This is a genomic window from Comamonas sp. JUb58 (assembly GCF_004364775.1).
Lineage (GTDB): Bacteria > Pseudomonadota > Gammaproteobacteria > Burkholderiales > Burkholderiaceae_C > Comamonas.
The window spans coordinates 151,622-168,423 of the sequence record NZ_SOAL01000008.1; the positions used below are offsets into that span (position 1 = coordinate 151,622).

Here is a 16,802-nt window from a genome sequence, read left to right on the forward strand (position 1 = left end):
CGACAAGGCTTGGTGCGGCCGGCCAGGTAACGACGTATCAAGGGTTGTGTTAGCGACTCTAATGCGCTAGCTGGCGCTATCGCCCCCGTCCCACATAGCAAACAGACGCATCCCGCACCCTGCCAGGCGAGGCTTCGCAACAATATCCAAGCATGGGCTTGCTTGGATGAGTGGGCGAACCGTGTTGTCACTGGCGAAAAAATGATTACTTATCTGTACGTGGAGGATGACGAGGACATCCGCGAAGGCTTTATGGCCGTGATGGAGGCCCCGCATCGCGAGATTGTGGGCGTGGAGAGCGCCGAAGCCGCTTTGGCCGTGGGTGATCCTGGCCGCTTTGATGTGCTGGTGACCGATGTGAGCCTGCCGGGCATGTCCGGCACCGATCTGGCCCGGCAGTGGTTGGCGGCGGACAGCGAGCGACATGTGCTGCTGATATCGGGCTATGAGTTCAAGCAGGGCCTGGGCAGCATTGGGCCCAATGTCCGGGCGCTGCTCAAAAGCGCGGAGCCCGAGGAGCTGGAGGCCATGCTGGAGCGCATCGAAGCATTGCTGCCAGCGAGCCCCCAGTAAGGCTCAGGCCTCTTTGCCACGCGGGCTGGCGATCAGGGTTTTGATCAGGCCCAGCAATTTTTGCGGCTGCAGCGGTTTGGCCAGGTGGATGTCAAAGCCCGCAGCGATGGCGGCCTGGCGGTCGGCCTCGCGGCCAAAGGCGGTAAGGGCGATGGCGGGCACTTGCGAGAAGCTGGCCTGCGCCGCGCGCACCTCGCGCATCAGCGCATAGCCATCCTTGCCGGGCAGGCCAATGTCACTGACCAGCAGATCGCAGCCCTGCGCTTGCAGCAAGGCCATCGCGCTGTCCGCATCTGCCGCCCGGGCTACGGTGGCACCGCGCTCTTGCAGAATCAGCACCAGCAGGCTGGCCACTTCTTCATCGTCTTCCACCACCAGGATGCGGCTGCCCTGCAATTCCTCATGGCTGCCATCCTGGCTGGCGGCTGCTGCATCGGCCTTGGGCTGCTCGTCTGGCGCGCCGCTGCCCAGCGGCAGGCGGATACTGACCAAGGTACCCCGGCCCAAGCCCTCGCTGGCCACATCGACGCTGCCGGCATGCAGGTCCACCAGGTGTTTGACAATCGACATGCCCAAACCCAGACCGCCGGCCGAGCGGCTGCCCGGGCTGGCTGCCTGGGTGAATTTTTCGAAAATACGCTCCAGAAAACCCGCCTCAATGCCCTTGCCGTGGTCGCGCACCTGCAGCAGCAGTTGCGCGTCGTCCACGGCCAGCTTCACTTCCAGCAGGCCTGCTTCCTGCGAGAACTTCACCGCATTGCTCAGGATGTTCCAGAAGATCTGCTGGAAGCGTGCCGGGTCCAGCCAGGCTTTGTGGCCCTGGGTGTCCAGCGCCACATCCAGCACCAGCTTCTTGGCATCGATGGCGGTCTTCAGCGAGTCGAGCGACGAGGTGATCAGCGCGGCCGGGTCCACCCATTCGCGCTCCAGGGTCAGCTTGCCGGAGTTGATGCGCGAGACATCGAGGATGTCGCTGATGATGCGGGCCTGGGTGCTGGCGTTGCGCTTGATCGCGTCCAGGTTCCTGGCGAACTCGGGCGGTGGCGATTTGCGCAGCACCTGGTGCACATTCATCATGATGGCGCTCAGCGGGTTGCGCAGCTCGTGCGAGAGCACGGCAACAAAGTCGTCCTTGGAGCGGCTGTAGCGCTCGGCCGTGGCACGCGCGGCCTGCTCGCGCTCCAGCAGCTGCTTGCGCTCCAGCTCCAGCTGGATGCGGTTGGAGACATTGGCAACGGCCGCCACGCGCAGCTCGCCCTTGACGCTGGGCGCCATGCTCCATTCCACATGCAGCAGCTGGCCCTGGGCGTCCAGCAAGGCCACTTCTTCGCGCCAGACCGCATCCTTGCTCTGGGGTGAGCACAGCGACTGAATGCGCTCCGCATGGTAGGCAGCGGCAAAACTCGATACCGTCTGGCCCAGCACCTCGGCAGCGGGGCGGCCCAGCATTTCCAGCATGGCGGGGTTGGCGTCCACAAAGCGGCCTTCATCGTCAATCAGCGCGATGCCGCTTTGGGCTTGCTCGTAGATCGAGCGGAACTTGGCTTCGCTCTGGTGCACCCGCAGTTCAGCCAGGCGGGCGCGTACCAGCGCCTGGATGGTGGCCACCAGCATGGCCGGCTCGGCCGGGTGGGTCAGGTAGGCGTCGGCGCCGGCATCCAGGCCGGCCACCTTGTCGGTATCGGCCACAAAGGCAGCCGACAGATGCACGATGGGCAGCGAGGTGGTCTGCTGGCGCTCGCGGATCATGCGGCAGACTTCGAAGCCGCCGATATCGGGCAAATGCACATCCAGCACCACGGCCGAGATGTCGCCCAGCGACATGTCCAGCGCGTCCTGCCCGGTGCCCGCCTCCAGCGTTTTAAAGCCGGCCGCCCGCAGCGCGCGCGCCGTGGCATAGCAGGTGGCAGGGTTGTCATCGACCACCAGAACCGTGTGCTGGGATCGGTCGATGCTGACATTGAGTCTGGCAGTGACAGAGGACATGGTGTTTAGGATGATGGGCTCTCGGTAGCAACTGGGGGCGTGGCAGCGGTCACGCTGATCGGGATGGTGACGTAGAAGGTGGAGCCTTTTTGCGCCTCGCTCTCCAGCGCCACATCACCGCCCAGCAGCTCTGCCAGGCGTTTGCTCAGCGACAGGCCCAGGCCCGTGCCGCGCAAGCGCTTCTGGATGGGCGAATCGATCTGGGAGTAATCGCGGAAGATGGCATGGTGGAACTCGGGCGCAATGCCGATGCCGGTGTCCGCCACGGCAAACTGCACCGAGGTCTCCGAGATGCGCTTGGCACTGACCCGGATCTCGCCGTGCTGGGTAAATTTGAGGGCATTGCTGATGAAGTTGCGCAGAATCTGCGCTAGCTTGCGGTCGTCCGAGACCAGCTTGGGCACGTTCTGCGGCTCTTCAAAGATCAGCACCACATCGGGATTGGTGATGACCGGCTTGAACATGCCGCGCAGCGCAGAGAACACATCGACCATCTCGAACCAGGCCGGCGATACCTCGATGCGGCCGGCTTCGACCTTGGCCAGGTCCAGCAGGTCGTTGACCATGTCGGCAAACTCAGCCGAGGTGGTCTGGATAAAGCGCACCTGCTTTTCCTGCTCTTCGGTCAGGGGCCCATCAATGCGGTCTTGCAGAATGCGCGCAATGCTCTGGATGGCACCGATGGGCGTGCGGAACTCGTGGCTCATATAGGCCAGAAAGCGGCTTTTCAGCTCGGTCGCCTGGCGCAGGTTGTCGGCCTGGGCATCGAGCTCGGCATACAGTGCCAGTACGCCCCGGTTGGTCTCATCCAGCTCGGCACGCAAGGCCTCCACCTCGGCCTGGCTGGCGGCCAGAGCCTGGGCCAGCTCCTGCGTTTGCGGGGCAGTGCCAGCGGCAGCAAGGTCTTGTTCGGTCATGTCATTCATCGGCGTCTTTCAGTCGGCCCGGCGCACGATCAGCACGGTCACATCATCCCGCCCACGGCCATAGTCGCGCACCAGCACGGCCACCGCCAGGCCTGGGTCGCGCCCCAGCAGGGCGGTCACGGCCTCCGGTGGCCAGCGCGATTGCAGGCCATCGCTGTGGCAGACCACCATCGCATGCTCGGGCCAGTCCATGCGGGTGGGCTGCACATGGCGCATCTGTACGCCCACGGTGCCGTTCTGCACCAGGATGGAGCGGTTGTAGACCCCGCTCACCAGCCGGATCGCGACATTGCCGGCGCCTGCCGCCAGCAGCGCGCTGGCCTCAGTGTCGAGCTGCACGCAGGTCACGGCCGCGCCCCGCGTGGATCGCAGGGCGGCGTGGGCGTCTTCCAACTGGGTTTGCAACTCGGCAAAGGGTTGTTTGACAAACACATCCACCGCCGCTTGCGACGCCTCGGCTGCATGCACGCCATGGCCCAGGCCATCGGCCACCAACAGCGATGCGCGCTGCCCATCCAGGGCCAGCGCCCAGGCATCGCCGCAGACCGATTCGCCCGGCGCCGGCAGGGCCAGCACCGAGACGCGAAAGGCGCGCGTTTCACTTGCCGTCGATGCCGGCCTGAAGCGCGCCAACACCACCGTTCCCTTGCCGGGTTCGGAATGGATGTCGAAATCCGTCGCCAGCCTTTGTACGGCGCCCAGGCCCGTGCCCGGTGTGCCGCCGGTCGAATAGCCGTCGCGCATGGCTAGAGGCAGGTCGCCAATGCCCGGGCCTTCGTCCACCGACAGGATCTCCAGCTCGGGCACATCGCCGCTGCGGCTGGCAATCCAGAGCTGGCCCCGCTGCGCATGCTTGCACAGGTTGTTGCCCAGCTCGTTGACCACGATCGCGGCCTGGCCCGCCAGCACTTCATCAAAGCCCAGGTCGCGGCACAGCGCGGCCACATGGCGCCGGGCTTCGCCCACGCGGCTGGGCTCGTCTACTGGAAACGCGCTGTGGCAAGTGCCTTGAATTATTTCCATCGGGTCACGCTGACGCAGGTGCCAACCCCTACTGTCGATTCCAGCTCAAACTCATGCACCAGGCGTTTGCTGCCTGACAGGCCCAGGCCCATCCCATTGCCCGAGGTCCAGCCATCCTTGAGCGCCAGGCCCAAATCCGGTATCCCTGGCCCTTGGTCTATAAACCGCAGGCGCAGCCCTTGCTTGATGCCATCGACCAGCAGCGCCCATTCCATATCACCGCCGCCGCCATACACCACCGTGTTGCGCGACAGCTCACTGGCGGCCGTGATCATCTTGGTCTGGTCCACCAGCGAGAACTTCAGCTGCACAGCCAGCTTGCGCACCACCTGGCGGCAGGCCACAATGTCGGCCTCGCTGCGCAGTGGCACGGAGCCTTGGGTTTCATTCGACAAGGTCGTCTCCATCGGCGGCGGCTGCTTCCAGCAGCGCCATGCCACGGCTCACGTTCAAGGCGGTCTTCACGCCGTCCAGCGACAGGCCCAATTCCACCAGGGTGATGGCCACCGCAGGCTGCATGCCGACGACGACGGTCGTGGCATCCAGAATGCGGCCAATGCCCGAGATGGCGGCCAGCATGCGCCCCACGAAAGAGTCAACGATCTCCAGCGCAGAAATATCGATCAGCACGCCATTGGCGCCCGTCTTGGCGATCTGCTCGGCCAGGTCATCCTGCAGCGCCATGGCGGTCTGGTCTTCCATATCGACCTGGATGGTGACCAGCAAGGACCGCCCCATGCGCAAAATTGGAATGCGATACATACGAGGCCCGCTTATTTGGTCTTGGTGAAGACGTAGCCGTTGCGCTTCATCGCCAGCGCCAGTGCATCGGCCAAGGTCGCCTTGGTGGTGACCGAGTTCAGATCAATGCCCAGGTGCACGATGGTCTGCGCAATTTGCGGGCGAATGCCGCAGATGATGCAGTCCGCACCCATCAGGCGGATGGCGGTCACTGTCTTGAGCAGGTGCTGCGCCACCAGGGTATCGACCGTGGGCACGCCAGTGATGTCGATGATGGTCAGCGAAGACTCGGTCTCCACAATGCGCTGCAGCAAGGTTTCCATCACCATCTGGGTGCGGCTGGAATCCAGGGTGCCGATCATCGGCACGGCCAGCACGCCATCCCAGAGCTTGATCACCGGTGTCGACAGTTCCAGCAGTTCAGCCTGCTGGCGGGTGATCAGCTGCTCGCGGGTGCGCTGGTAGGCGTCCACCGTCCATTGGGCCAGCGCATCGATATAGAGCGAGATGCTGGCAATAGAGTCGACCAGTGCCTGGCTGTCGCTGGCCAGTTCGCGTTGCAAGGCTTCAAAGATGGGTTGCTTGAGCGCCAGAACAAAGGCACTGGTGCTGCCCGCCGTGCTGCCCTGGGCCGCACGCGATGCAGACAGACGCTCCAGCGCCGATTTGACCGGCTGCCAGGCGGCCGAGCCGGAGTTCTGCGCATCCGTCGATTGGATGGCGGGCAAGAACGCAGCGAAGATCTCCGCTGCCTCGCTACGCACTTTGGCCGTCGCTTGGGGCCCGCTGGCAGCCAGCACCCAGTTATCCACCAGCGAGGATTTTTCGCGCTCCAACACTTCCACCAAAAACTGCTGATTTGTGCTCACGGCATCCCCTTTGCGACTACGACTTATATATTTACACCTGTAAGAATTATGGTGTACCGCACTGGCGGCCCAAGCAGTCGCACTTCAGAAGCATGCATCTCGGCGCGTCCGCCTACAAGAATGGCTGTGCTTATTCAAAAAATCGATCGTTCGGCGTTGTTAAGCGCGCTGCAAAGCGCCCAAACGTGCGCGGTCTCGGAGTAGTCATGCGGCTCATGGCGCGTCCGCTTCTAATGCAAACGCCCCGAAACGCAGGACAGGTGTCCAACGTGCCGGGGCGATATAAGAGGGCTAGTGGGCGCCGCCTTGAAAAGGTAGAAGAAGGCCGATGCTCACAAGGAGCTGTTCATGCAAGCTTGAACCGGATGGAGGGGGAAAAGCATGAACTCGGCGAGAAACTGAATCAGGTCGCCAACTGCTTAGCGTTTTGAAGCGCGGCCAGGCGGCGGTACTTTTCGAAGGTCTTGCTGATGTCCGTGGACACGGCGGGAACATAGCGGTTTTGCTTTTCACCACGCTGCGCGACTAAGGGTCGGGTTGGCATGGTCAGCATCGGAAATGACGGCTGGTGTTGCATGACGAACTCCTTTCTTCGATGGCTCCATGATCATGCTGCCCCTGGGGATCTGGTGTAGGCGTCGTCTGAGGAATGTCAACAGATTTCAGCTGACTGGCTGTAGTGCTTTTGCTCACAGCAGGCCGCGGAGTCAGTGAAGAAGGTGTTTGGAAGATGCGTTGCCCGCAAGGAGGCAAGCAGGGCCCTGCCTGAATACAGCCCAGGCAAGGCGGATGGCACTAGTGAACGGGTGAGAGATGACAGCGCTATTGGCTTAGCGCCCGAGGAGGACCAGGCGGCCCTCAACCTCTATGGCGTTGTGCGCTAGCGATCGCTGCAGCGGCAAGCCCAGGACTTTTTGCTGCCAATCGGGCAGGCCGGGCGACCAGGAGGTCCCCAAGGTCGGGTCATTGCGTAATTCTTGCAGTCCATCTTCCGTCAGGTGCAAGCATGACGGTGTCTGGCCGGATTGAAGGACTTGGAGGAATGCGGATTCAATCATTTCGTACAAGCTCATTGGGATCGTTGGCTAGAGGGTGATGTGTCCTGTGACTAGTGCGGGAGAGATATTAGCGCAGCTTGGGCCGGCCGCAAACAGACGGCAGCGGGAGAGCTGGGGAATAGCTCTGGCTGCGCAATGGAGGTGCGATGGGACTGTGGAGCAGGAGGCTATTGCGGCCCTGATAATGCTGCGCTGCGAGCCAGCGGCACACGGCTGAGCGGCGGACAGCCTGTCAGCAAATACCTGGCTGGGACGGCTGCCGAATGGCCCCGGCAAAGCCATGCTCCACACGGGAGTAGGGCCGGCCACTGGTCAGTACCCGGGGCAAGGCGCTCCAGGCAATCTGTGCGCCCAGGGCAGCCAGGCGATCGACCAGTGCCTGGTCTTCGCCGCATTCTATGGCATCAAAGCCGCCCGCCTGTTGGTAGCAGAGGGCTGAGAGTCCCAGGTTGGCGCCATGCACATGGCGGTGGCCATCGCGGTCCTGGTAGCTGGATTCAAAACGCAGGCGCGCTGCTTGGGCATCGGCGCCGTGGGCCTCCCAGCTGTCGACACCGACCGTGCCGCAGACCACATCGGCGCCCAGCGACAGCTGCACCGCCAGCCAATCGGGTGCCACGCGGGTGTCCGCATCGGTAAAGGCCAGCCAGCGGGCCTGGTGCTGCAGCAAATGGCGGGCACCGGCGGCGCGGGCTCTGCCTACATTGCGGGCATTGACGGCCAGGGTCACAAAAGGCCATTGCCGGGCGATGGCGGCGCTGCCATCGCTGCAGCTGTCCAGCACCACGACGACCTTGATTTCTTCGGTCGCCAAATCGGGGTGCAGTGTGGCCATGGCAACGCTTTCCAGGCAGGCGTCGATCAGGTCTTCTTCGTTGTGTGCGGGTATGCAGATGCCAATCATCGTGGGCTCACAGTCTTTCCCAAACTTCCAGCAAGAAATCGGTCTCGCGGTGCTCCACCACGGTTTTGAGCGCCGCGCTGGCGCCAATCTGCGCATGGATGGTGTCGGCGGTTTGCTGCAGGTCGGGCGCCTGGTGGCGCCAGTGGCACATCAGCCAATGGCCGCCGGGAGCGAGGGAGGACAGGCAGCGCTCGCTGAACAGCGCCAGGTCAGCATCGCCCAGGTAATAGGCCAGCTCGGAGACGACCAGCAGGTCAAAGCCGCCGGCGGGCACCTCGGGCCATTCCTGCGGCAGTTGCAGCTTTTGCAGGTGCAACTGGCGTCGGTCCTCGCGCTGGATGCGAGCATTGCACAGCAGCACGGCCGATTCGGCAAAGTCGGCGGCGATCAGCTGGTCGCAGCGCTCCAGCAGTGCCAAGGTGGTTTCGCCATTGCCGCAGCCGGGCTCAAAGCCGTAGCGGTAATGCTCGCGCGGCAACGAGGCCAGCAGCACCTGGCGCTTGCGCCGCTCGTACCAGGCGGTCTTGACGGCCCAGGGGTCGGGGGAATTTTGGTAGAGCTGTTCAAAGTGTTGGCGTTGGTTCATCGCAATATCACCTCGAAGTTGCGCAGCAGGCGCGCCGTGGCCCAGCGGGGCAGGATCGCCGGTCTGCCGGTCGAGGGGTCGGGCAGCAGCTGGCTGCGAAAGCAGGACAGCGCCAGGCATTTGCGGTCCAGCTGGTCGGCGCTCAGCGGCATGCGCACGGCCTGCTGCCATGGCACGCGCTGGTCGCCGGGGCTGGCCCAGTGCCAGGTCCAGATCGGCACTTCAAACAAGCGGCTGCCCACATCGGTCGTGGCGGCGGCGCAGGCCTCGCCGGTGGCCTCGTGGTCGGGGTGGCCGTCATAGCGCCAGGGGCAGAAGACGGCATCCGTCGGGCGCAGCAGTTGCTGCAGGCGCGATTCGAGCTGGGGCTGATGATCCTGCACCTGGCCGTCGGGGATGCGCAGGTGGATGATCTGGCTACCGGGGCAGAGCAGGGCCAGCGCCTGGGCGCTTTCGCGCTCGCGGGCCTGGGCCAGTTGGTCGGGCGTCCACAGGCGCGAGCCGGGGTGGCTGGCCTCGCCCGAGGTGACGGCAATCACTGTGCAGGGCAGGGCGTTCGCCTCGCAGTGCTGCATGATCGCCGCAGTGGCCAGGATCTCGTCATCGGGATGGGGCGAGACGATCACGACCCGCTCGCAGCCTTGCAGCAGCTCCTCAGCCGGCGTGCTGCCCAAGGGCGCTTGGGCCAGCCAGGATTGCCACTGCAATTCGGGCGTGCCCTCGCCTTCGATATGGCGGGATTTCAGAGCTTCCATGGTGCGTTGTTCTCCTGTTCGGCGATGGCCTGCCCCAGGGCGGCCAGATCGCGTTCTGCGTGGCTTTGACGAATAAAAATAGGCAGGTCGGCCAGCAGCAGGGCCAGCGACCGGTCTTTGCAAAAAGGCCCAGGGCCGAGCGCGCGCGGCACATGCTGCAGCACTTGCTGGGCCGCCGCCTCGGCGGCCAGGCGGGTACGGTTCACCTCTCGGGTCCAGGGCTGCTCGGGCTGGGCATCAATATGGGCGGCCGTTGCGCGCAGCAGCGCTGCCGTGGCGGACAGCGCCACATCCACCGCGCCCAGGTGTGCCAAGGCATGGGGTTCGGCATGCTGGCGGCAGGCGCGCAGCAGCTGGCCGGCAATGCGGGCACTGGCGCCATACCAGCAGGCCGCAATGCCTGCGCCGCCATGCTGAAAACCGGGCCGGCTCAGGTAAGCGCCCGGGCGGCCCACCAGGGTGGCGCTGGCGTTGTTCAGGTCTACATCCACACTGCCACTGTCAGCCATGCCCACGGCCTGCCAGCCCTCATCGCTGACCTGCACCGCCGGTTGCAGCAGGTTGACTGCCACCAGGCAGCGCTCGGTATCGGACAACCAGGCCGTCACCAGCGCATGGTCCACACTGTGCGCGCCCGAGCACCAGGCCTTGGTGCCGCTCAACGTCACTTTGCTGCCGGGGGCCAGACCATCGCTGGCGCTGGTGGGTCTGGCCTGCACCCGGTTGCCCGGCGGCTCAGCACCCCAAACGGCCCAGGTTCTGGCGGCTGCCGGCGCCGGGGTGTCCAGCTCGGCCAAAATCGCCAGCGCATCGGTATGGCCCTCAAACAGCTTGACGAGGCTCAGGTTGCTGGCAGCCACCGCTGCCAGTGCCCGCCAGCGCGCCAGGGTCTGGCCCTGGCCAGGCAGGGGCAGTTGGTCCAGGCCCTGCGCCACGAGGGCCCGCAAGGTCTCGCCGGGCTGCTGCAGCGCGGAGTCGCTCAGAAAGGCTTCCAGTTCCATAGTGGCGTTCATCATTCATCGGCCCATGCGTTGGGCTGTAGCGGCGGGGCGCGGCGCAGCGCCGCCACCCGTCACCACATGCAGATAGGGAAAGCTGCCATCCCGCGTCGGGCGGGTCATCGGCAGGTCGGCACCAGCGGCAGGGACGCGGCTGAGCGCCGGCACGGAGAAGCGCGGCTTGCGCTGCACTGCCGGTTGGCACTGGTCCAGCGCATGCAAAAAGCGCTGGCACCACCAGTGCACGTCCTCGGTCTGGATGCGGGCCAGCAGCTTTTGGTGGCGCTGGATGCGCTCGGCCAGCGGCATCTGCAGCGCCTGGTCAATGCTGTCGGCGGTGCTGTGCGCGTCATACGGGTTCACCAAGAGCGCCTCTTGCAGCTGCTCGGCCGCGCCAGCAAAGCGCGACAGCACCAGCACCCCGGGGTCGGCCGGGTCCTGGGCGGCAATGAATTCCTTGGCCACCAGGTTCATGCCATCGCGCAGCGGCGTGACCAGGCCCACAGCAGCTGCACGGCACAAGCCCGCCAGATGCGCACGCGTCAGCACCTGGTGGATGTAGCGCACCGGCATCCAGTCCAGCTCCCCAAAATCGCCATTGATGGCGCCGCACAGCGATTCAAACTCGCTGCGGATATCGGCATAGGCCTGCAGGTGCTCGCGGGTGGGCGAGCCAATCTGTACCAGGGTGGCACTGCGCCGGTGCTCAGGGTGGCGCTCCAGCAGATCACGAAAGGCGTGGATGCGCTCGGGCAGGCCCTTGGAGTAGTCGAGCCGGTCAATGCCCACCACCAGCCGGCGTTGGCCATGCTCCTGCGCCATCGTGGCTTGCACCTGCTGGGCGGGGGGCGTGTCCGTCACCGCGGCAAAGGCATGCGCGTCAATGCCAATCGGAAAAACCTCGCAGCGCGCTTGCTGGCCATGGGCGCGGTAGTGGTGGCGGTGGCTGATGCGGCCATCGGGCTGTGCCAGCACATAGCTTTCAAAATGCTGCAGGTCTTGCCGGCTTTGCAGGCCCACCAGGTCAAAAGCCATCAAGGCCTGCATCAGCGCCTTGTGCTGCGGCACGGCGCTGAGGGCGACCGAAGGGGGAAAGGGGATGTGCAGAAAAAAGCCAATGCGCTGCTGGCAGCCCAGCGCCCGCAGCTCGGCCGCCAGCGCCATCAGATGGTAGTCATGCACCCAGATGACGTCATCCTCTTGCAGCAAGGGCAGCAACTGCTGCGCAAACTGGCGGTTCACGCGTTGGTAGCCGTCGTAAAAGCTGGGATCGAAGGCAGCCAGGTCCAGGCGGTTGTGAAACACCGGCCAGAGCAGGTTATTGCAAAAGCCGTTGTAGTAGCTGTCGTGGTCGCGGCGCTCCAAGTCCGTCGTTGCGACGGTCACAGCACCCCATTCGCGCACGGAGGGCTGCGTCGGAGATTGATCTGTCATTTTGCCGCCCCAGCCAAACCAGAGGCCACCATGGCGCTGCAACGCCTCTTCCAGCGCAATGGCCAAACCGCCGGGCGCGGCATCCTGCGGATCGGCCACCCGGTTGGAGACAACAACCAGGCGGCTCATGGCTGCACCTCCGCCGGCTGGCGCAGGTTGTGGAGCGTGCGCAGCTGCGTGCAGGCCGCCTGCAGCCAGTGGTAGACGGCATCGACACCTGCGAGCCGGTGGCTGGCTGCGCTGGCGCCCGGGCCTACCTTGATGGCGACGCCGCGCTGGGCCAGCACGGCGGCAAAGCCGCTTTCGTCGCTGATGTCATCGCCCAGGAAGAAGGGCGTGCGCCCGGCAAAAGGTGCCTCCTGCAGAAAGGCCTGGATCGCGCGGCCCTTGCTGGCGCCCACCGGCAGCATCTCCAGCACCCGCTTGCCGCGCAGCAAGGTCCACTGCGGGCGGTGGGCCAACATGGCTTGCAGGCTGCGCAGGCACAGCGCTTCCAGCGATGGATCGCGGCGGTAGTGCAGCGCGACGCCGCTTTGCTTGGGCTCCACATACAGGGCGGGGTGGGCCTGGGCGAGCTGCTCACAGGCCTCGACCACCGCCGAGATATCCCCCGGTGCATCGCCGCATTGCTGGCCCCTGGCATCACGGCGCTGCGCGCCATGGGCGCCGGCGCACGGGATTTGCAAAGGCTGCAGGTAATGGTCCAGCACGGCAATCTCTCGGCCGGAGATGATGGCGACTGCGCCGCCCAGCAAGGCCTGCAGCTCGCGCAGCAGCGGTACCAACTGGGCAGGCACGACGATGCTGTCCGGGGTAGGCGCCATCGGCACTAGGCTGCCATCAAAGTCCAGGAAAAGCGCCGCATCGGCGGGCAGATGCGGCGGCAGGGGCGCGGCGGTCAACATCAGGGTTCCAGCGGTTCGGGGCTGACCACGCGCTCAGACTCCGGGTCTTGCGGGATGTCGGGCTCGGTGCTGGGGGAGAACGGGGGGTGGGGCGGGTCATCGCCGGGCTCGGGGGTCAAAGGCTCCTGCTCGGGATAGGGTTCGCCGACCGGGTCCATGCTTTCGTCTTCGGGATAGTTGGGCTGGGTCGCAGGCCGGGAATCTGTGGGAGTTTCGGGCTGGGTATCTGGCTTGCTGGTAGTCATGGGGTGCTCCTCGGTCGTATGCCTTCTAGGTTGGCCGCAGCGGCGCCCGGGGTCTGTAGGATTTCTGCGCCCGCGTGTGGAGTCATCCAAGCGAGTTGGCATTCAGCGCTTGCGCACGTGCTGGTTTGCGAGGCTTCTTGTCAGACCGCTCTGGCAAGCAGGTGGTAAGAACTTCCCATCGAGGATTGCCTTTTCCTCTCAGCCGGTCGGCTGCCCGACGCGCACACTGTCCGCATACCTAGGAGGCCGGCATGACAGAGCAGCAAGGCAATGCCCCGACATCGACACGCACCATCTGGAAAGGCGCGATCAGCTTTGGGCTGGTGCATGTGCCCATAGGGCTGTACACGGCCACGCGCGATTCGGGCATCGACTTTGACTGGCTCGACAAGCGCTCGATGGAGCCAGTGGGCTACAAGCGTATCAACAAGCGCACCGGCAAGGAGATCGCCAGCAGCGACATCGTCAAAGGCGTGGAATACGAAGAGGGCCGCTATGTGATCCTGAGCCAGGAGGAGATCAGCGCCGCCTTCCCCAAAACCACGCAGACCATCGAGATTGAGGCCTTTGTCGACGCCGATGACATTCCGCTGATCTACCTGGAGCGGCCCTACTACACGGCGCCGCTCAAGCGCGGAGAAAAAGTCTATGCCTTGCTGCGTGAGGCGCTGCGCAAGACCAACAAGGTTGGCGTGGCCAAGGTCGTCATCCAGACCAAGCAGCACCTAGCCGTGCTGGTGCCCTGCGGCCGGGCCCTGGTGCTGAACCTGCTGCGCTGGGGCGGCGATATCCGCTCGTTCGAGCAGCTCAACCTGCCGCCCCAATCGGCCAAGGCCGCTGGCATCAGCAGTGCCGAGATGGACATGGCCGTCGCCTTGATCGAAGACAAGGCCCAGGCCTGGAATGCCGATGACTTCAGGAACTCCTTCTCCGAAGAGATCCACAAGCTGATCGATGCCAAGGTCAAATCAGGCGAGGTGGAAGAGGTGGTGCAGGCGCCCAAGGAATCGCCGGTGTCGGGTGGCGCGGAGATCCTGGATTTGACCGCCTTGCTCAAACGCAGCCTGGCGGGCGGCGCCAAGGCGGCCGATGCCAAGCCCGCTGCGCGAAAGCCCAAGGCCGCGCCGGCCAAGACCAAGGCCAGCGCCCCCGCCAAAGCGGCAGCCGCAACGGCAAAACCCAAGGCCAAGCCCAAGCCAGCCGCCAAATCCGCCAGCGCCCGCAAGACGGCGCCCGCCAAGCGGCGTGCCGCTTAGTGGCCTGGCACCCGGAGGCCCTGCATGCCCAGTGCATTAGACAAATACCAAGCCAAGCGCAATTTTGCCAAGACCCCTGAGCCGGCCGACGGTGGCGAATCGGTGGCGGGCCAGCTGCAGTTTGTCATCCAAAAACACTGGGCCAGCCATTTGCACTATGACCTGCGGCTGGAGCTGGATGGGGTGATGAAGAGTTGGGCGGTGCCCAAGGGGCCGAGCCTGGACCCCTGCCACAAGCGCATGGCCGTGCAGGTGGAAGACCACCCAATCTCTTACAACAGCTTTGAAGGCCAGATTCCCGCTGGACACTATGGCGCGGGCAAGGTCATCGTCTGGGACAAGGGCCTGTGGCTGCCCCTCGCCGACCCGGAAGAGGGCTACCGCAAGGGCAAGCTGCACTTTGCGCTGCAAGGCCACAAATTGGGCGGCCGCTGGACCTTGCTGCGCATGAAGGGCAAGGAGGGTGAGCGCCAACCGCCCTGGCTGCTGATCAAGGAGGCCGACGACTTTGCGCGCAAGCAAGAAGAGCTGGACATTGTGACCGCCCGGCCTGACAGCGTGGCCAGTGAGCAGCGTGCGGCCGCCTCCAAGACGCGCACCGCACCGGCTGCCAAACCCAGTAAGACCCGCAAAGCCAAAACCACCGCCTTGCCCACCACAATGGCGCCCCAGCTGGCTGTGCTGGCTGATGCGCCACCGCAAAACGCCGAAGACTGGGCCTGGGAGCTGAAGTTGGATGGCTACCGCATGGCAGCTCGCAAAAAAGGCCGCCAGCTGCAGTTGTGGACCCGTAATGGCAAGGACTGGACGGCCAAGATGCCGGCGTTGGCAGCGGCATTGCAGCATCTGCAGCTGGACAATGCCTGGCTCGATGGCGAGGTGGTGGCGCTGAATGACCAGGGCCTGCCCGATTTTCAGCGGCTGCAGAACGCCTTTGATGGCGAAGCCACCACCGACCTTGTCTACTACCTGTTTGACCTGCCTTTTGCCGATGGCCAGGATTTGCGCGCCCAGACTTGGCAGGCGCGGCGCGAGGCGCTGCAGGCGGCGTTGGATGCCAGCCCGGGCTTGGGCGACAGTGTGCGTCTGAGCGAGGCCTTTGCCGGCGATCCGGCGCAGTTGCTGGTTTCTGCCTGCGCGCTGGGTATGGAAGGCCTGGTGGGCAAGCGCAAGGATGCTGCCTACCACGCAGGCCGCACGGCGGACTGGATCAAGCTCAAATGCGGCCAGCGGCAGGAGTTTGTCATTGGTGGCTACACGCGGCCCAAGGGCACGCGCACGGGGCTGGGCTCCTTGCTGCTGGGGGTGCATGGCAGTGATGGCCAGCTGGTCTATGCCGGCAATGTGGGGACAGGCTTTAATGAGGCCAGCCTGCGCGCGCTGACGGCGCAGTTGCAAAAAATCCAGACCAAGGCATGCCCCTTTGCCGACCCCGAGCGCATCGACTACCAGGCGCTGTGGGTCAAGCCGCAGCTGGTCGCCGAAGTAGCCTTTGCCGGGTGGACGGGCCAGGGGAGGGTGCGGCACGCGGTTTTCCAAGGCCTGCGCGAGGACAAGCCCGCCAGTCAGATCACCCGGGAGAGAACCGCCACCATGCCTACCCGCAAGAAAACCCCAACCGCTGCCGCTGGCATCGAAGTCAGCCACGCTGACCGCATCATGGACGCCAGCACCGGCGTGACCAAGCTGGACCTGGTGCGCTACTACCAGCAGGTGGCGCCGCTGATGATGGAGCACCTGCAAGACCGGCCCACCTCATTGGTACGCACCCCCGATGGCGTGGCGGGCGAGCATTTCTTCCAGAAGCATCTGCAGGCCCGCGCGATGGCCGGCATTGTGCAACTGCCCCAGTCGCTGGACCCGGAACACCCGCCGCTGCTGGCCATTGCCGGTGCGGAGGGCCTGGCCCAGGCGGCGCAGTTCAATGTGGTTGAGTTCCACACCTGGAACGCCAGGCGCGACAGGATCCTGCGGCCCGACCGCATGACTTTTGACCTGGACCCGGGTGAGGGCGTGGCCTGGCCGGCGGTGCAGGAGGCCGCCGAGCTGGTGCGGGTGCTGCTGCAGGAGCTGGGCTTGGAGCCCTTTCTCAAAACCAGCGGCGGCAAGGGCCTGCACCTGGTGGTACCGATCCAGCGCCGCCATGACTGGGACACGGTCAAAGGCTTTTCCAAGGCCATCGTGCAGCACCTGGCTGCCACCGTGCCCCAGCGCTTTGTGGCCAAGAGCGGCCCGCAAAACCGCAAGGGCAAGATCTTTGTCGACTACCTGCGCAACGGCTGGGGCGCCACCACGGTCAGCGCATGGTCGGCTCGGGCGCGGCCGGGCATGGGGGTGTCGGTGCCCATCAGCTGGTCGGAGCTGGGCCAGGTCAGCAGCGGTGCGCACTGGGGCATCCAGTCCATCGAGGCGCGCTTTCGCAAGGGCAATGCGCCCTGGGAGGGTTGCGCCAAAGCGGCGGTGTCGATCACCGCAGCGATGATGCGGCTGGGCGATGCTGGCCAAGCATCTGCCGATTAATATGTGTCAGGCTGAAAGCCGCC

17 protein-coding genes are annotated in these 16,802 nt (G+C 64.8%); 3 read left to right on the forward strand and 14 right to left on the reverse strand.

Features of this window, described 5'->3' with window-relative positions; genetic code table 11:
- Positions 1 to 201: 201 nt before the first annotated feature.
- Positions 202 to 573, forward strand: coding sequence for a response regulator (locus EDF71_RS10620; protein ID WP_133856553.1), 372 nt, complete (start codon positions 202 to 204; stop codon positions 571 to 573).
- A 3-nt stretch (positions 574 to 576) separates the two neighbouring features.
- Here the strand turns inward: EDF71_RS10620 and EDF71_RS10625 are convergent, their stop codons facing one another.
- The 14 genes from EDF71_RS10625 to EDF71_RS10685 form a co-directional block, all read right to left on the reverse strand.
- On the reverse strand, positions 577 to 2,559 hold the full coding sequence (locus tag EDF71_RS10625; RefSeq protein WP_133856554.1) for a response regulator: 1,983 nt from the start codon (positions 2,557 to 2,559) through the stop codon (positions 577 to 579).
- A gap of 5 nt (positions 2,560 to 2,564) precedes the next feature.
- A complete protein-coding gene (locus tag EDF71_RS10630; protein ID WP_133856555.1) occupies positions 2,565 to 3,476 on the reverse strand; it encodes an ATP-binding protein in 912 nt (303 codons plus the stop codon).
- An 18-nt stretch (positions 3,477 to 3,494) separates the two neighbouring features.
- The gene (locus tag EDF71_RS10635) at positions 3,495 to 4,508 is read right to left on the reverse strand and encodes an ATP-binding protein (protein WP_133856556.1); all 1,014 of its coding nucleotides are present in this window, start codon (positions 4,506 to 4,508) and stop codon (positions 3,495 to 3,497) included.
- Positions 4,499 to 4,903, reverse strand: coding sequence for an anti-sigma regulatory factor (locus tag EDF71_RS10640; RefSeq protein WP_208301029.1), 405 nt, complete (start codon positions 4,901 to 4,903; stop codon positions 4,499 to 4,501). Before EDF71_RS10640 ends, EDF71_RS10635 begins: the two co-directional genes overlap by 10 nt.
- A complete protein-coding gene (locus EDF71_RS10645) occupies positions 4,893 to 5,270 on the reverse strand; it encodes an STAS domain-containing protein (protein WP_133856558.1) in 378 nt (125 codons plus the stop codon). The genes EDF71_RS10640 and EDF71_RS10645 overlap by 11 nt, the downstream gene beginning before the upstream one ends.
- 11 nt (positions 5,271 to 5,281) lie before the next feature.
- Positions 5,282 to 6,118: an STAS domain-containing protein gene (locus EDF71_RS10650; RefSeq protein WP_133856559.1), complete on the reverse strand. Its 837-nt coding sequence runs from the start codon at positions 6,116 to 6,118 to the stop codon at positions 5,282 to 5,284.
- Between the two features lie 403 nt (positions 6,119 to 6,521).
- Positions 6,522 to 6,695: a hypothetical protein gene (locus tag EDF71_RS24995; protein ID WP_158400602.1), complete on the reverse strand. Its 174-nt coding sequence runs from the start codon at positions 6,693 to 6,695 to the stop codon at positions 6,522 to 6,524.
- A gap of 713 nt (positions 6,696 to 7,408) precedes the next feature.
- Positions 7,409 to 8,080 carry a glycosyltransferase family 2 protein gene (locus EDF71_RS10655; protein WP_133856560.1) on the reverse strand — a complete coding sequence of 224 codons (672 nt, stop codon included), beginning with the start codon at positions 8,078 to 8,080 and terminating at the stop codon, positions 7,409 to 7,411.
- 7 nt (positions 8,081 to 8,087) lie between these two features.
- Positions 8,088 to 8,666, reverse strand: coding sequence for a class I SAM-dependent methyltransferase (locus EDF71_RS10660; protein ID WP_133856561.1), 579 nt, complete (start codon positions 8,664 to 8,666; stop codon positions 8,088 to 8,090).
- Positions 8,663 to 9,421 (reverse strand): PIG-L family deacetylase, encoded by a 759-nt coding sequence (locus tag EDF71_RS10665; RefSeq protein ID WP_133856562.1) that lies wholly within the window; start codon positions 9,419 to 9,421, stop codon positions 8,663 to 8,665. The genes EDF71_RS10660 and EDF71_RS10665 overlap by 4 nt, the downstream gene beginning before the upstream one ends.
- Entirely contained in the window at positions 9,409 to 10,437 is a 1,029-nt protein-coding gene (locus EDF71_RS10670) for an acyl-CoA/acyl-ACP dehydrogenase (RefSeq protein ID WP_133856563.1), read from the reverse strand. Before EDF71_RS10670 ends, EDF71_RS10665 begins: the two co-directional genes overlap by 13 nt.
- Positions 10,438 to 11,982: a trehalose-6-phosphate synthase gene (locus EDF71_RS10675; RefSeq protein ID WP_133856564.1), complete on the reverse strand. Its 1,545-nt coding sequence runs from the start codon at positions 11,980 to 11,982 to the stop codon at positions 10,438 to 10,440.
- Complete coding sequence (gene otsB, locus EDF71_RS10680; RefSeq protein ID WP_133856565.1) at positions 11,979 to 12,758, reverse strand: trehalose-phosphatase; 780 nt, start codon at positions 12,756 to 12,758, stop codon at positions 11,979 to 11,981. Before otsB ends, EDF71_RS10675 begins: the two co-directional genes overlap by 4 nt.
- Positions 12,758 to 13,003 (reverse strand): hypothetical protein, encoded by a 246-nt coding sequence (locus EDF71_RS10685; protein WP_133856566.1) that lies wholly within the window; start codon positions 13,001 to 13,003, stop codon positions 12,758 to 12,760. The genes otsB and EDF71_RS10685 overlap by 1 nt, the downstream gene beginning before the upstream one ends.
- Positions 13,004 to 13,254: 251 nt before the next feature.
- Between EDF71_RS10685 and EDF71_RS10690 the strand changes: the two genes are divergently transcribed.
- A complete protein-coding gene (locus tag EDF71_RS10690; protein ID WP_133856567.1) occupies positions 13,255 to 14,259 on the forward strand; it encodes a Ku protein in 1,005 nt (334 codons plus the stop codon).
- Between the two features lie 24 nt (positions 14,260 to 14,283).
- Positions 14,284 to 16,779: a DNA ligase D gene (gene ligD / locus EDF71_RS10695; protein ID WP_133856568.1), complete on the forward strand. Its 2,496-nt coding sequence runs from the start codon at positions 14,284 to 14,286 to the stop codon at positions 16,777 to 16,779.
- Positions 16,780 to 16,802: the final 23 nt, after the last annotated feature.

Bases quoted from the DNA above. Each gene is read 5' to 3' on its own strand.
- EDF71_RS10620 (WP_133856553.1), top strand. From the start codon at position 202: ATGATTACTTATCTGTACGTGGAGGATGACGAGGACATCCGCGAAGGC.
- EDF71_RS10625 (WP_133856554.1), bottom strand. From the start codon at position 2,559: ATGTCCTCTGTCACTGCCAGACTCAATGTCAGCATCGACCGATCCCAG.
- EDF71_RS10630 (WP_133856555.1), bottom strand. From the start codon at position 3,476: ATGACCGAACAAGACCTTGCTGCCGCTGGCACTGCCCCGCAAACGCAG.
- EDF71_RS10635 (WP_133856556.1), bottom strand. From the start codon at position 4,508: ATGGAAATAATTCAAGGCACTTGCCACAGCGCGTTTCCAGTAGACGAG.
- EDF71_RS10645 (WP_133856558.1), bottom strand. From the start codon at position 5,270: ATGTATCGCATTCCAATTTTGCGCATGGGGCGGTCCTTGCTGGTCACC.
- EDF71_RS24995 (WP_158400602.1), bottom strand. From the start codon at position 6,695: ATGCAACACCAGCCGTCATTTCCGATGCTGACCATGCCAACCCGACCC.
- EDF71_RS10655 (WP_133856560.1), bottom strand. From the start codon at position 8,080: ATGATTGGCATCTGCATACCCGCACACAACGAAGAAGACCTGATCGAC.
- EDF71_RS10660 (WP_133856561.1), bottom strand. From the start codon at position 8,666: ATGAACCAACGCCAACACTTTGAACAGCTCTACCAAAATTCCCCCGAC.
- EDF71_RS10665 (WP_133856562.1), bottom strand. From the start codon at position 9,421: ATGGAAGCTCTGAAATCCCGCCATATCGAAGGCGAGGGCACGCCCGAA.
- EDF71_RS10670 (WP_133856563.1), bottom strand. From the start codon at position 10,437: ATGATGAACGCCACTATGGAACTGGAAGCCTTTCTGAGCGACTCCGCG.
- EDF71_RS10675 (WP_133856564.1), bottom strand. From the start codon at position 11,982: ATGAGCCGCCTGGTTGTTGTCTCCAACCGGGTGGCCGATCCGCAGGAT.
- otsB (WP_133856565.1), bottom strand. From the start codon at position 12,758: ATGTTGACCGCCGCGCCCCTGCCGCCGCATCTGCCCGCCGATGCGGCG.
- EDF71_RS10685 (WP_133856566.1), bottom strand. From the start codon at position 13,003: ATGACTACCAGCAAGCCAGATACCCAGCCCGAAACTCCCACAGATTCC.
- EDF71_RS10690 (WP_133856567.1), top strand. From the start codon at position 13,255: ATGACAGAGCAGCAAGGCAATGCCCCGACATCGACACGCACCATCTGG.
- ligD (WP_133856568.1), top strand. From the start codon at position 14,284: ATGCCCAGTGCATTAGACAAATACCAAGCCAAGCGCAATTTTGCCAAG.